Origin of the sequence: Pandoraea pneumonica (genome assembly GCF_902459645.1) — a bacterium.
GTDB lineage: Bacteria > Pseudomonadota > Gammaproteobacteria > Burkholderiales > Burkholderiaceae > Pandoraea > Pandoraea pneumonica.
In genome coordinates this window covers 506,367-519,838 of sequence record NZ_CABPSK010000003.1, presented here as the reverse complement: position 1 = coordinate 519,838, position 13,472 = coordinate 506,367, and the positions used below count along the sequence as shown (strand labels likewise).

Below are 13,472 nucleotides of genomic sequence, written 5' to 3'. Positions count from 1 at the left end.
CCGATCTACCGCCCCCGATCCGCCCCTTCCGGAGACACGCATGACTACCTACACGGACGCTCGCGATACCGTCGGCCACGACGGTGATGCTGCCGCCACGGCCCGCCAGCAACGGACGAAAAAAGGCCGTCTGGCCACGGCCAGCATGGTCGGCACCACGCTCGAATGGTATGACTTCACGGTCTACAACACCCTCGCCGCGCTGGTCTTCAACCATCTGTTCTTCCCGTCGGTCGACCCGCTCGCGGGCACGATTCTGGCGCTGTCCACGTATGCCGTCGGTTACGTGTCGCGCCCGCTGGGCGGCATGGTGTTCGGCAACCTCGGCGACAAGATCGGTCGACGCGCCGTGCTCGTGCTCACGCTCGTGGTGATGGGGCTCACGACCGGTCTGATGGGCCTGCTGCCGACATACGCCTCGATCGGTATCTGGAGCCCGGTGCTGCTCGTCGCACTGCGTTTCGTGCAAGGCGTGGCGCTCGGCGGCGAATGGGCGGGTGCGGTGCTGCTCTCGGTGGAGCATGGCGACCAGCGCAAACGCGGGCTGAATGCGTCGTGGACGCAAGTCGGGCCGTCGTTCGGCACGTTGCTCGCCACTGGCCTGATCGCGCTCATTACGCTGGCCATTTCGCCTGAAGACTTCCTGTCGTGGGGTTGGCGCGTGCCGTTCCTGCTGAGTCTCGTGCTCGTGGCCTTCGGTCTGTGGGTGCGCCGCGGTGTGGAGGAAACGCCGATGTTCGAAGCGATGGCGCATTCGGATCGTCAGGCGGAAATGCCGATTGCCGATGTGTTCCGCAAGCATTGGCGCAATCTGCTCGTCGCTGGCGGTTCGCGTATCGGCTCGGACGTGCTCTACGCGCTGATGGTCGTCTTCACGCTGACGTACGTGACCGGCACGCTGCATCTGTCGCGTCCGCTGGCGCTCACTGCCGTGCTGGTCGGCACGGCGTTCAACGCGCTGACGGTGCCGTTGTTCGGCGCGCTCTCCGACAAGCTCGGCCGCCGTCCGGTGTATGGCTTCGGTGTATTGTGTGCCGTGATCTGGGCGTATGGCTTCTTCGTGTTGCTCGATACGTCGAGCCCGGCGCTGATCGTGCTGTCGGTGGTGATCGGTCTGGTGATTCACGCGATCATGTACGGCCCGCAGGCGGCGTTCGTCACTGAACAGTTTCCGACGCGTGTTCGCTATGCGGGGTCGTCGCTGGCTTACACGCTCGCAGGCATTCTCGGCGGCGGCTTCGCACCGCTCATCATCGTGAGTCTGTACAAGGAATTCGGCACCACGGTGTCGGTGTCGCTTTACGTGACGGCGGCGCTGGCGATTACGGCCATTGCCTTGTTCGCGGCTCGCGAAACGGCACACCAGCCGCTCAGAGACTGACGATTCAAACCGGGCAACGCACGTTGCGCTGGAGGTAACGAAAAACGGCACGCTTCAAGGCGTGCCGTTTTTTATTGGCGATGGCCGCGTTTCAGGCTTCGCACAACTCGGCAAGACTGGACAAATCGCCGCGCTGCGCCAGTTGGTGCACGTGCCGCGCGAAACCATCGAACTGCGGCGCTTGCTCGCTGAGCTCGCGCGCCCAGTCCATCAGGTCGGTGATTGCGCCCATGGCAATCAATTGCCGCGCCTGTTGCAGATGCTCGCGCGGTGGGCGTGTCAGTGCCACGTTGCCGTCGTCTTGGGTGGGCGCTTGGGCGTCGTCGCGTTGCAAGTCGAGCAGTCGGGCGAGTGTGTTGCGCAAGTCCGCCAGTTCGATGGGCTTGAGCAGACAGGCCGTATAGCCGCCGTCGGACGCCACCACTTGCGGCGATGCGGAGATGGCCAGCACCGGCATGCCGGGCCAGTAACGGCGCACTGCGCGCGCAACGCTCAACCCGTCGGCGTTGGGCATCATGTGATCGGTCAGCACCAGATCCGGCTCGGTCTCGCGCGGGTTGCCGAGCGCCGCAATCAGTGCCACGCCATCGCTGAACGTGCTCACCGTGAAGCCGAGACTGGCGAGTTCGTCATGCAAAAACTGCCGGATTTCGGGCGAATCTTCCGCTAGCCAGATATGGTGGCCCGTGCCATCGAAGGAGGGCAGCGCATGCGTCGCCCCCGCGAGCGACTGCGGCACGAGTTCGCCTTCGCGCGCAATGCGCAGCGGCAAGGTGAACGCCACACGAGTGCCGACGTTCGGCGTGCTGTCGATGGAGATCGTGCCTTTCATGCGTTCGACCCATTGCCGCACGATCGCGAGCCCCAGCCCGACGCCGGGCAGCCGCCGCGCGCGATCCAGCCGTGCGAACGGTTCGAACACGCGCGCCAAATCGTCGCGGGCAATACCGCAGCCGGAATCTTCCACGCCGAAGCACACATGCACGATGTCGTTGTGCTTGGGGTCGGGCGACGCCGAGAGCGTGAGCGTGATGGTGCCGTCGGCGGTGTATTTCGCCGCATTGTCGAGCAGGTTGCCGAGCACTTGCCGCACCCGCTTGGCGTCGAGCGTGAGCAGCGGCGGCAACGGCGCGCGGATGTCGAGCAAGAAGGCATTGCCGTGCTTGCGCGCGAGGCTCATCCCTTCTTGCGCAACGCCGTCGATAAACGCGTGCGTGTAGACGGGCGCGACGTGCAGCGCGTCGGCAGCACCGCCACCGGCGTACTCGATCAGATCGTTGATCATTGCGAGCATGTGATGGGCGCTGCGACGGATGATGCGCCCCCGGTCGGCATCTTCACGCCCGCCCGCCTGCACGAGATCGGCAAAGCCGATGATGGATGTGAGCGGCGTGCGCAGATCGTGACTGATACGCGCAAGGAAGTCGCTCTTGGCGCTGCTCGCCTCGTCGGCGGCGATCAGTGCGGCTTGCAGTTCGCGTGTGCGCGTATCGACCGCGTTGGCGAGCCGCGCCTGTTCTTCGCGGCGCGTGTCGAGCACTTCCTGCTGGGCAGCACGTTGCTTGCGATCCAGTTCGCGCGAACGCCCGGCCACGATCACCGAGAGCATGATCAGCACCGAGAAGTTGGTGCTCCATGCCATCGCCGTGTTGGCGAGCCAGTCTTCGGGCAGCAGCCCGTTGATGATGGCCAAACGCCAGAACAGCACCGCACAGCCCGGCGAGAACGAGAGCAGGCACAGCCGGGCGTTGGCGTACCCGCGCCGCCAGCCGTCGGCCATCGACACCACCCAGATCACGTTGAAGACGGTGAGTAACTGGAGGTGAGTGAACGCGGCAGCTCGGTGATCGCCGAACGCGACCCAGAGGGTCATGCAAACCATGACCGCAATCATGGCGCGATACATCCATCGCCAGAACGTGATCCGGTTCAGCCCCGAGAAGATCGCTACCATCGCGCTGAAGACCGCCGCCGTGATGGTCGAGAAGAAACTCGGCGCTCGCACGATGAAGTCGCCGCCCTGCTGGAGCAGATAGCGATAGATGAACCCCTGGAACGCCATGTCTTGCGCCACCTGCGTCAGCGTGGTGAGCGCGAGCAGCGTGAACACGATGTCGCGCCGGGCGACGCCGAGTACGAGCGTGTACAGCGCGATGGTGAGCATCGAGCCCGCGAGCAGCATCGCGACCATCGCATTGCGCGATTCGGTCTGACGGTAGTCGTCGGGCAGCCAGAGCTGCGGCACGATGCTCACCGACGAACGGGTTTGCACGCGAATGGCGAAGGTGATGCGCTCACCGGGGGCTAGCGAGATCGGGAAGACCGAGGTCTCCGAGCGTATCGGATGCTGGGCCAGCGGCACGGTGTGACCCGCGCGCCATGCGACAGACGGCTGTGTGCTGCCCACGGGCATCGCGTAGAAGCGAATGTCTTCCAATCGCACGATGCCAACACTAAGCCAGCGCGTGACACGTTGATCGCTCGCGTTATCGAGCGTGCCCTGGAGCCAGAACGCCGAGCGGCTGTAGCCGGGGTTGAGCATCTTGGGTGTGACGTCGCGCCAGTCGGGGGCGGCGAGGGCTTGTGCGAGATCGAGTTGGCCGGAGGTGTCCACCAGCAGACGCAATTGCCGGTCGAGCTTGAGCGGCGACGGCGCGCTCGCTATGTCGATCGCCGATGGCGCAGCGTGTGCGCTGCGGGCGGGCGTCAGCCAACTGATGAGTAGGAATAGCAGTACGGCGACGGCCCAGGCTGCCTGCCGCCAACCACTGGCCTGACTTCCCGCAGGCGCTACGGTCATTGCGGAGATCCCGGCTCGGTCGGGCCGCGCCCACGAAACCCGCTTGGCGGCATGCCGAAGCGCTCGCGAAACGCGGTCGCAAAGTTGGCGGCGCTGGCAAAACCCACGGCGGCGGCGATGTCTTGCACGTCGAGCGAGGTTTCCGTGAGCAAGCGGCGCGCCTCTTTCATGCGCTCTTCACGCAGAAAGTCGAAGACGGTCACGCCCACGCATCGGCGAAACGCCAGATTCAGCCGCCGTGTGTTCGTGCCGACGGCACTGGCCAGCCCGGCCAGTTCCGGCGTGACGTCGAGCTGGCCGAGCAGCAAGGCGCGCGTGGCGCGGTAGAGCACGGCGTCGAGCGTGTGCGCCTGCACAGGCAACGGGGCTTCTTCTGTCAGGGCTGCCGCAGGCGCGCTCACAGGGGCCACGGGTGCGGGCGCAGGCATGCTGGCTTTAAGGTGAATCGACAGACGCAAACGCACTTCTTCGAAGTCGTACGGTTTAGTCACGTAGTCGACGGCACCGGCGGTGAGTCCGGCGACACGCTCGCCCGGCAGTGCCGCGGCGGTCAGGAAGATCAGAGGGATGTGCCGGGTGCCCGGGTCGGCCTTGAGCAGACGGCAGGCGCCGAGACCGTCGCAGACCGGCATGCGGATGTCCATCAGGATGAGGTCGGGCTGGACCGTGCGCGCCTTGGTGTAGCCGTCGCGGCCGTCTTGCGCGATGTAGACGCGGCAGCCTTGCTGGCTGAGGAAGTCCATCAGCAGCATGCGGTCTTCTTGATTGTCGTCGACCACGAGCACGCGTGCGCCCGACAACTGGCGGGCATGCGGCGAGACGGGCCATGGGGTACCGGCACGGCGTGCGGCAGCCGTGGCATGGACTGCGCCGGACGGCGGCAAGGGCAGGGGGCGATCGCTCATGATGGCCGTCATTCTTTCACATTCGGTCCGGCGTGCCGGGGGGATGTGGGGCGATTGCCGGGGCGCGGCAAATATTTTTCCGCCAAGCAAACGTCGCATGCCGTCGGGCAAAGGTGCGATGCCGTCGAGCAATAGCGGCTCAGGTAAGGTCAGCCGTCGGGTTCGCTGTAGCGATGACCGGCGCGCAGGCGATCGGGGGGTCGTATGCCGCTGGCGCGCTCGATCTGCGAGCCCGGCCCCCCCGGGGGGGGACCGGCCGGACTCTGCTTCCGTTGCTCGCTTCCCTTGAATTACTTCGGGTCCGTCCAGACGACGTTGGCGCCCACCGAGCAAAGGTTTTCGACAAAGCGCGGATGCGCGCGTTTGATCGGCAGCGCATTCTTGATCGTCGACTGGCCGTCGATACTCGCGGCCACCATCAACAACGCAATCGCGACGCGAATGATGTACGGGCTCTCGACCACCGCCGGCGAGAGCGGGATGCCGCCGAACGTGATCAGACGGTGCGGATCGGACTGAAACACATGGGCGCCGAACTTCGAGAGTTCCGTCGACCAGCCCATCGCGCCGTCATACACCTTGTTCCAGAACATCGCGCTGCCTTCGGCCTTCACGCCCAGGGCGATGAAGATCGGCAACAGGTCGACGGGGAAGTACGGCCACGGCGCGGCTTCCACCTTCGTCAGAATGTTCTTCGTGAACGGCGTCTGCACCTTGAGCGGGCCTTGCGCCGTGGCGGTCGACCAGCCGTCGCGATGCTCCACCTTCACACCGAACTTCGCAAACGTGCGGTCGATCAGCGGGAACTGCTCGGGCGCCGTGTTCTTGACGGTGATCTCGCCGCCCGTGATGGCACCGAGCGCGAGGAAGGTGGTGATTTCGTGGAAGTCTTCCGAGAAGCGGAATTCACCGCCACCAAAACTCGTCACGCCTTCGATGGCGAGCTGCGAGGTGCCCACGCCTTCGATGGGCACGCCCAGCATCTGCATGAAGCGGCAGAACTCCTGCACGTGCGGCTCGGACGCGGCGTTGTTCAATTGCGAGCGTCCGTTGGCCGACGCGGCGCACAACACGAAGTTTTCCGTGGTGGTCACCGACGCGTAGTCGAGCCAGTGGTGAATGGCCGGGCGCGCGCTGTCGGCGTGAATCAGCAGCGAGCCTTCGGTGCGCTCGACGCGTCCGCCGAAGTGGCGCAGCACTTCAATGTGCGGGTCGATCTCGCGCACACCCAGCGTGCAGCCTTTGATGTTGTCTTCGATGCGCGCCACGCCAAAGCGGGCCAGCAGCGGCGGCACCAGCATGATCGACGAGCGCATTTCTTCCGGCAGATGGTCGGTGCGCGGGTCGAACTTCGTATTCAGGTGATGCACGTCGAGCGTGCCCGCCTCGAAATCGACGGCGACATCGCTGCCGAGCTGGCGAAAGATGTCGAGAATCTTGCGTACGTCGGTGATCTCGGGCACGCCAATCAAACGCACCGGCTTGTCGGTGAGCAGCGTCGCGCACAGTACCGGCAGTACGGCGTTCTTGTTGGCGGAGGGGGTGATGCGGCCGCGCAGGGGCTGGCCGCCGTGAACTACCAGATGGGACATGGGCTACCTTCGGGCTTCGTGCGTCGTGCGGGGGAACGGCGAATCGGGTTGAGGCGAAATATACCCCGATTGCGCCGCCAGCGCGACGCGACCCAACCGCCGTGGTGGGAATGTTGCGCCCGGCTTGACGGGCGTGAGCCGGAGCGGGCAGGCGCGATAGCCCAGGACCGGAAGATCAGCGCGTGCCAGCGTTCGCGAACGCCTCGGCGAAGATCGCGTGGAAATCGGGTGTCTCGGCAGCCGCTGCCCGCGTGAGCACGCGTGCCTCCAGTTCGTCCAGATGTGCCGTGGCGAGTGCGATGGCCGCCTGCGTTTGCCCGGCGCGCAAGCGGGCCACCAGTTGGGCGTGCTCCGTCGGCGCGCAGTGCATGAACTCCGCCGGATCGAACAGCGCCTTGTAGAGCTCGGTTTTCGCCACGAGTTGACGCGCGAACGTCTCCAACTCGACGCTATTCGCCGTGTCGATCAACTTCAGATGGAATTCGCCTGCGAGCCGGATCGAGCGCTCATGCGTGCCCTGGGCATGCGACTCGGCTTCGTCGGCCACGTGCGCATCGAGATGCGCGAGTTGCGTCTCGCTCAACTGGCCGCAAACGCTGGCGATCACGCCGGTTTCCAGAACGCGCCGCGCCCGATAGGTCTGACGGATGTCGTCGAGCGAGGGTTGCGGCACAAACGCGCCTCGGTTGGGTTCGAGCACCAGTTTGCCCTCGAAACCGAGCCGCGCGAGCACCTTGCGCACGGCACCGCGCGTGCAGTCGAACGCCTGTGCAAGATTGCGCTCGCGCAACGGCATCCCCGGGCGCAACTTGCCCGAGAGCAAGGCTTGCGAAATGGCGGCGTAGACCCGGGCTTCGATTTGCTGCCCGGCGCTGCCCGCGCCTTGGGCGTCGTCCGTCGTCGGCAGGGCTGGCGCGGTGTCGGGGTCTGACGCCGCGTGTTGCGGCGCCGGTGCAGTGCGGCTCAAACCTTCCCTCCGTATCAATCATTCGATGGCGCACTACCGGCAATCGACCGGCAGACGTGTCTGTGGGGCGCATTGTACCCGGCGGCCCCAGCCCTTTGCGTTGCCGTGGAAAACCCTCGGTTCGACCGCTACCGGCGGCGCGATCTTGCATTTTGGCACCGCACTGCCGATAATGGTCAACAAAAATGGTTAACCATTTCGTGGTTCATTCTACGGTTAAAACCATCCGGCCGCACGACAGCGGTCATCCCCCTCGTTTTGCATTGGGTCTGGAGACGTCATGAAACTCGTACATTGTCTGGCCGCGCTGCCTATCGCGGCCTTTTACAGCGGCGGCTGGCTCGCCGAACACGTGGGCACCCGGCTCGCCGGTCTGCCGTTCCTGATGACATGGAACATTGTCTGGCTGCTGCTCACGTCGGTCGTCATGGTGGTGATGTTCCGCTTCGACGGATCGCGCGAAGCCGCTGCGGCCGATCGCGCTGCCGCCGCCAACGAGGCGCACAAGCGCTCGGGAGCCGCATCATGAACGCCGCACTCACCGTAATTGCGGCGTTTCTCGTCTTTGCGCTGTTTGTCGGTCTGCGCGCACGCGGCGGCCGAAAGATGAGTCTGGAGCAATGGGCCGTGGGCGGGCGTGGCTTCGGCACGCTACTCGTCTTCCTGCTCATGGCTGGCGAGGCGTTCTCGACGTTCACGTTTCTGGGCGCGAGCGGTTGGGCTTACAGCAAGGGACCGCCCGCGTTCTACATCCTGGCTTACGGTGCACTCGCGTATCTGCTCGGCTATTGGATGCTGCCCGCCGCGTGGCGTCATGCGACGCGCCACGGTTGCGTGTCGTTTTCGGATTTCTTCGCGAGTGCCTATCGCTCGCGCGCGCTGGGTGTGGTGGTGTCGCTCGTCGCCGTGCTGGGCATGAGCGCACTCCTCATCATTCAGTTGCGCGGGTTGGGCATCATCGTGTCCGAGGCGTCGTACGGCACGATTACGCCGACGGTCGCCATCTGGTGCGGTGCCATCTCGATGGTGCTCTACATCACGGTGTCCGGCATTCACGGCTCGGCGAGCATCGCGATTTACAAGGACATCCTGATTCTGGTGATCGCCATCTTCCTCGGCATCTATTTGCCGCTGCATTACTTCGGCGGCTTCGGCGAGATGTTCGATCGTATCGAGGCAGCGCGTCCGGGCTTTCTGCAAATGCCGACGAGCGGCCTCACGCTGTCTTGGTATAACTCGACCATTCTGCTGACCTCGCTCGGCTACTACCTGTACCCGTACGTGTTCACGTCGGTGTATGCGGCCAAGAGCGAGACGGCCGTGCGTAAGAACACGATTCTGATGCCGCTCTATCAGATGGTCATCGCGTTCATGTTCTTCGTGGGCTTTGCCGCCATCCTGCAAGTGCCGGGCCTCACGGGCGCCGATTCGGATCTCGCGCTGCTGCGCATCGTCAAGCAGACGTTCTCGCCGTGGTTCGTCGGCGTGATCGGTGGCGTGGGGGTGTTGACCGCGCTGGTGCCGGGTTCGATGATTCTGCTCAATGCGTCGACGCTGCTCGCCAAGAATGTGTACCGCGACGGCTTCGCGCCGCACGCGAGCGACGCCTTCGTGGCCAAGCTTGCCAAGCGCGTACTGCCGGTGTTCGGGCTGGTGGCCGTGTTCTTCGTGTTGCGCGGTGGGGCGACGTTCGTCGCGCTGGCGCTGTTCGCATCGAGCCTGCTCACGCAGTTGTTCCCGTCGTTCGTGGCGAGCTTGCTGCCGCGTCCGTTCGGTAACAAGTACGGCGCGTTTGCGGGCATTGGTGCTGGTGCAGTCGTGTTGGCGTTCGCCGTCACGCTCGACGTGAACCTGCATACGCTGTTGCCCGCGGCACCGGACTCGGTGGCGTCGATCAACATGGGGCTCGTGGCACTCGCTGTGAACGCGGTCACGTTCGTGGTCGTCAGCGTGCTGACACGCGCCCGCAATGTCGCGCCGGGACTGGCGCAAGGAACTTGATTCATGACAACGTTGGAAATTCGCAATGCCCGCGCGCTCGACGGCTCCCCCGTCGAGGTGCGCATCGAGCGCGACGGCACCGGGCGGGCGACGATTGCCGCCATCGGCGCGTCGTTGCCTGCGTTGAACGCTGCAAAGTCGGACGCCGCCGAGTCGATCGATGCACGCGGCGCTTTGCTGATGCCGGGGCTTGTGGAAGCACACACGCATCTGGATAAAACCGTGTGGGGCATGCCGTGGTACGTCAACGAATGCGGCACACGCTTGATCGACCGTATCGATAACGAGCGGACGTGGCGTGCGACCAGCGGGCATGACGCCGGTGCGGCTTCGCTCGCGCTGGGCCGCGCGTTTCTGGCGGCGGGGACGACGCGTCTGCGCACACACGTCGATATCGATACCGATGCTGGCTTGTGCCATCTCGACGGCGTACTCGCCACGCGCGAAACGTTGGCCGATACGCTCGATATGCAAATCGTGGCGTTTCCGCAGTCGGGCGTGCTCGATCGTGATGGCACTGTCGCCCTGCTCGACGACGCGCTGGCACGTGGGGCCGATGTGCTGGGCTGGCTCGATCCTTGCGCCATCGACCGCGACCCGGCGAAGTCGCTCGACGCGATGTTTGCGCTGGCCGACAAGCATGGCTGTCCCGTCGACATTCATTTGCACGAACCGGGCGAGATGGGGGTGTTCTCGTTCGAGCTGATGCTCGAGCGTATCGCCGCCCTCGGCATGCAAGGCAAGGTCGTCGTCTCGCATGCGTTTTGTCTGGGCGAACTCGATGCCGCGCGCGCAGCGGCGTTGCTCGCGCGCTTGGCCGATGCCGGTGTGTCGCTCATCACCACCGCACCGCCGTCGCGCGTCGTGCCGCCGCTTATGGCGTGCCGTCAAGCCGGTGTGCCGCTCGCGGGCGGCAACGACGGCATTCGCGACACCTGGACGCCCTACGGTTCGCCCGACATGCTCGAGCGCGCCATGATGATCGGCCTGCGCTACAACCTGCGCCGCGACGACGAGCTCGATATCGCGCTCGACTGCGTGACGCATCAGGGCGCGCAAGTGTGCGGCTTTGCGGATTACGGTCTGACGGTGGGCGCACGGGCCGATCTGGTGCTCGTGGATGCACTGAACGCTGCGCAAGCCGTCGTCACGCGCGCGCCGCGCCGCTGGGTGGTGGCCAACGGCCACGTCGTCGTGCGCGAGGGTGTCGCGGTATGACGCTTTGGCTTGCGATTGTCGCGGTCGGTCTCACGCTGCGCCCGACGCTCACTTCGATCAGTCCGTTGTTGCCGCAGATTCGCGAGGCGACGGGGATGAGTTTTCCGGTCGCGGCGTTGCTCACGTCGCTGCCTGTGCTCGCCATGGGCGCAGGCGCGTTCGCGGCGAGCGGGCTGACCCGGCGACTCGGTGAGCGGCGCGGCGTGCTGCTCGGCTTGGCGGCGCTCGCACTGGCCTGCGGAGTACGTTTCATCGCCGACGATACGGTGCTGATGCTCGCGACGGCGCTAGCCTCGGGCATTGGCATCGCCATCATTCAGGCATTGCTGCCCGGTGTCGTGAAGGCGAACTACAGCGCCGCGCGCATGACGGCAATGATGGGGCTCTATTCGGCGGCGCTCATGGGCGGCGGCGGACTTGGCGCGGCGGCGAGCCCGTGGGTGTCGTCGCTGGCCGACGACTGGCGCGTTGGGCTTGGGATGTGGCTTGCAGTGGTCGCGGCGGCCGCAATGGCTTGGTGGCGTGCGCCGCTGGGCACGCAGGCGGCGGTCAGCCCCGAGGTGACGCAAGCGCTCGTCGCGCGTCATGCCGCCGTGTTGTCGAAGGCGGACGCTTCGACGCGCGCCGCGCAACGCAAAGCCGCCGTTCACGATGCGCTGCGCGAACCGTCGATGTTCGATCTGTTGCGCAAGCCGCGGGCGTGGACGCTCGCCATCTACTTCGGATTGATCAACTGCACCTATACGACGATGGTCGCGTGGCTGCCGCCGTTCTATCAACAGACGGGCATGAGCGCGACACAAAGCGGGGCGTTGCTCGCCGCACTGACGGCGTGTCAGGTGGTGGCGGCGCTGGCGCTGCCGTGGCTGGCGCGGCGCAATGTCGACCGTCGCCGTTGGCTGACGTTGGCGCTGGTGGCAACGCTTGCCGGGCTGGCTGGTCTTGTCGTGGCCCCCGAAGCGGCACCTTGGGTGTGGATCGGGGCGATCGGTTTTGGACTGGGCGGCACGTTCTCGCTGGGCCTGGTGCTCGCGCTGGATCATCACGCCCACCCGCGTCATGCGGCAGCGCTTGCTGCGTTTATGCAGGGGGTGGGTTTTTGCATCGCCGCACTCGCGCCGTTTGCTGCGGGTGCCGTGCGCGCCTTGACCGGCGGTTTCACGCCCGCGTGGATTGCGCTCGTCGGTGTGAACGTTGCCCTCGTGGCGCTGACCTGGCGCTTCGATCCTGCGGGGTATGCATCGGCGCTTGGTATCGCGCGAGAGATGCGCGGCCAAACGAAGGCGGCAGGACAGCGGGCCTGACCCGGGCGGCAAATCTCCTGCTTCTCCCGATTCTCCCGAATCTCCCCATAGCAATCCCGGTAATTCTGCCCGCCCCGTTACCGCACGGGGCAGGGCACGAAGTCACACTGCCCGCAAGCGCCCCGCCTCGCGCGCGTTGCGCACGCGAGACACGCATTCGACACGCAAAAATCATGCGAGCCCCTACGCAATCCGCGCTAAGATGGCCCATCGTGTGATGTCGCAGCGGGACTTCGGCGCGAGACCGGGCGTCCTGACTTTGCACTTCCAGTTTTCAGGGGAGAACGGATGCTCGGAATGGCGCGGTGGACGGTGGGACGCTCCCTCGGGACGATGTTCGTGACGTTCGCCGCCTGTGCTCTGGTCACGTCCCTATCGCCTGCCATCGCCACCGCTGCGGATACGCCCATCATGGGCAAACCGGTCCCGAAACCGGCCTCTGTATCGGCTGCTGCAACGCCATCGCCTGCCTCGTCGGCTTCTGGTCCCACATCTCCCTCGACTACCTCAGCACCCACCGGCGTCGATCAGCGCGTGTTGCGCAGCGACGGGGCGAACGTGTTGCTTCATGTGTTTCGTCCCACGACTGCATGCAACGGGTTGGCCGTGTTGAGCCCCGGCGCGGGTGACGATCGCGACGCACTCGCCTGGCTTGGCCGCGCACTCTCGCAATACGGCTGGCTCACCATCACGATGGCGCATAAGGAAGACAACAGCCGCGACTCATTGCGCGATCGCGTACGAAGCGGCGGCATGCGCGACGGTTCGCTGGCCCTTCCTACGGAGCCCGAAGTGTATGACGACCGTCTCGAAGACACGGGCGCCGCGCTGCACTGGGGCCGTACACAATGCCGCACCGGCCCAGCCGTATTCATGGGGCATGCGGCCGGGGCGGCCACCGTGATGTTCGAGGCGGGCGCAAAGAACAAACTCGGCCTCGACAGCGATGACCGCTTCGACGGCTACGTGGTGCTCTCGCCACAAGGGCCGGGGCCGATCTTCCCGGCGGGGGCGTGGCACGATATCCGCAAACCTATGCTGCTGGTCACCGGCACCCGCGACGCGCCGCTCGACGGCAAGTGGCAGGAGCGCACTACGCCGTATGCCGATCTGCCGCCCGGTTGCCATTGGCTTGCGGTGGTCGACGGCGCTACGCATTACAACTTCGCGGGCTTCGGCTACGGGCATCCCGACATCGAAGCGAAGGTGCTGCCGCTCATCGAGCGATTTCTCGACAACCTTCGCGCACACCGATGCGCGGTGCCCATGCCCGCGCCGGGTGTGAAGCTCGACACCAAATAGCC

The 13,472-nt window shown here is 65.4% G+C and carries 10 protein-coding genes; 6 read left to right on the top strand and 4 right to left on the bottom strand.

What is annotated here, in order from left to right:
- The first annotated feature begins 40 nt into the window (after nt 1-40).
- Nucleotides 41-1,381: an MFS transporter gene (locus PPN31114_RS17905; RefSeq protein WP_150680845.1), complete on the top strand. Its 1,341-nt coding sequence runs from the start codon at nt 41-43 to the stop codon at nt 1,379-1,381.
- A gap of 91 nt (nt 1,382-1,472) precedes the next feature.
- Here PPN31114_RS17905 and PPN31114_RS17900 read toward each other — a convergent pair whose 3' ends face one another.
- The 4 genes from PPN31114_RS17900 to PPN31114_RS17885 all read right to left on the bottom strand — a co-directional run bounded on the left by PPN31114_RS17900 (nt 1,473) and on the right by PPN31114_RS17885 (nt 7,645).
- Entirely contained in the window at nt 1,473-4,181 is a 2,709-nt protein-coding gene (locus PPN31114_RS17900; RefSeq protein WP_150680844.1) for a hybrid sensor histidine kinase/response regulator, read from the bottom strand.
- Nucleotides 4,178-4,933 (bottom strand): response regulator transcription factor, encoded by a 756-nt coding sequence (locus tag PPN31114_RS17895; RefSeq protein ID WP_370865900.1) that lies wholly within the window; start codon nt 4,931-4,933, stop codon nt 4,178-4,180. The genes PPN31114_RS17900 and PPN31114_RS17895 overlap by 4 nt, the downstream gene beginning before the upstream one ends.
- Nucleotides 4,934-5,376: 443 nt before the next feature.
- Nucleotides 5,377-6,678: a UDP-N-acetylglucosamine 1-carboxyvinyltransferase gene (locus PPN31114_RS17890; protein ID WP_150680842.1), complete on the bottom strand. Its 1,302-nt coding sequence runs from the start codon at nt 6,676-6,678 to the stop codon at nt 5,377-5,379.
- Between the two features lie 175 nt (nt 6,679-6,853).
- Entirely contained in the window at nt 6,854-7,645 is a 792-nt protein-coding gene (locus PPN31114_RS17885; protein ID WP_150680841.1) for a GntR family transcriptional regulator, read from the bottom strand.
- 280 nt (nt 7,646-7,925) lie between these two features.
- Between PPN31114_RS17885 and PPN31114_RS17880 the strand changes: the two genes are divergently transcribed.
- The 5 genes from PPN31114_RS17880 (at nt 7,926) to PPN31114_RS17860 (ending at nt 13,470) form a co-directional block, all read left to right on the top strand.
- The gene (locus tag PPN31114_RS17880; protein ID WP_150680840.1) at nt 7,926-8,174 is read left to right on the top strand and encodes a DUF3311 domain-containing protein; all 249 of its coding nucleotides are present in this window, start codon (nt 7,926-7,928) and stop codon (nt 8,172-8,174) included.
- Nucleotides 8,171-9,646, top strand: coding sequence for a sodium:solute symporter family protein (locus PPN31114_RS17875; protein ID WP_150680839.1), 1,476 nt, complete (start codon nt 8,171-8,173; stop codon nt 9,644-9,646). The genes PPN31114_RS17880 and PPN31114_RS17875 overlap by 4 nt, the downstream gene beginning before the upstream one ends.
- A 3-nt stretch (nt 9,647-9,649) precedes the next feature.
- Nucleotides 9,650-10,864 carry an amidohydrolase family protein gene (locus PPN31114_RS17870; protein WP_150680838.1) on the top strand — a complete coding sequence of 405 codons (1,215 nt, stop codon included), beginning with the start codon at nt 9,650-9,652 and terminating at the stop codon, nt 10,862-10,864.
- Nucleotides 10,861-12,168 (top strand): MFS transporter, encoded by a 1,308-nt coding sequence (locus PPN31114_RS17865; RefSeq protein ID WP_150680837.1) that lies wholly within the window; start codon nt 10,861-10,863, stop codon nt 12,166-12,168. Before PPN31114_RS17870 ends, PPN31114_RS17865 begins: the two co-directional genes overlap by 4 nt.
- A gap of 312 nt (nt 12,169-12,480) precedes the next feature.
- Nucleotides 12,481-13,470 carry an alpha/beta hydrolase family protein gene (locus PPN31114_RS17860; RefSeq protein ID WP_150680836.1) on the top strand — a complete coding sequence of 330 codons (990 nt, stop codon included), beginning with the start codon at nt 12,481-12,483 and terminating at the stop codon, nt 13,468-13,470.
- Nucleotides 13,471-13,472 lie beyond the last annotated feature (2 nt).

What these genes read in the sequence shown, in the direction of transcription:
- PPN31114_RS17905 (WP_150680845.1), top strand. Translation starts at nt 41, where the DNA reads ATGACTACCTACACGGACGCTCGCGATACCGTCGGCCACGACGGTGAT.
- PPN31114_RS17900 (WP_150680844.1), bottom strand. Translation starts at nt 4,181, where the DNA reads ATGACCGTAGCGCCTGCGGGAAGTCAGGCCAGTGGTTGGCGGCAGGCA.
- PPN31114_RS17895 (WP_370865900.1), bottom strand. Translation starts at nt 4,933, where the DNA reads ATGCTGCTGATGGACTTCCTCAGCCAGCAAGGCTGCCGCGTCTACATC.
- PPN31114_RS17890 (WP_150680842.1), bottom strand. Translation starts at nt 6,678, where the DNA reads ATGTCCCATCTGGTAGTTCACGGCGGCCAGCCCCTGCGCGGCCGCATC.
- PPN31114_RS17880 (WP_150680840.1), top strand. Translation starts at nt 7,926, where the DNA reads ATGAAACTCGTACATTGTCTGGCCGCGCTGCCTATCGCGGCCTTTTAC.
- PPN31114_RS17875 (WP_150680839.1), top strand. Translation starts at nt 8,171, where the DNA reads ATGAACGCCGCACTCACCGTAATTGCGGCGTTTCTCGTCTTTGCGCTG.
- PPN31114_RS17870 (WP_150680838.1), top strand. Translation starts at nt 9,650, where the DNA reads ATGACAACGTTGGAAATTCGCAATGCCCGCGCGCTCGACGGCTCCCCC.
- PPN31114_RS17865 (WP_150680837.1), top strand. Translation starts at nt 10,861, where the DNA reads ATGACGCTTTGGCTTGCGATTGTCGCGGTCGGTCTCACGCTGCGCCCG.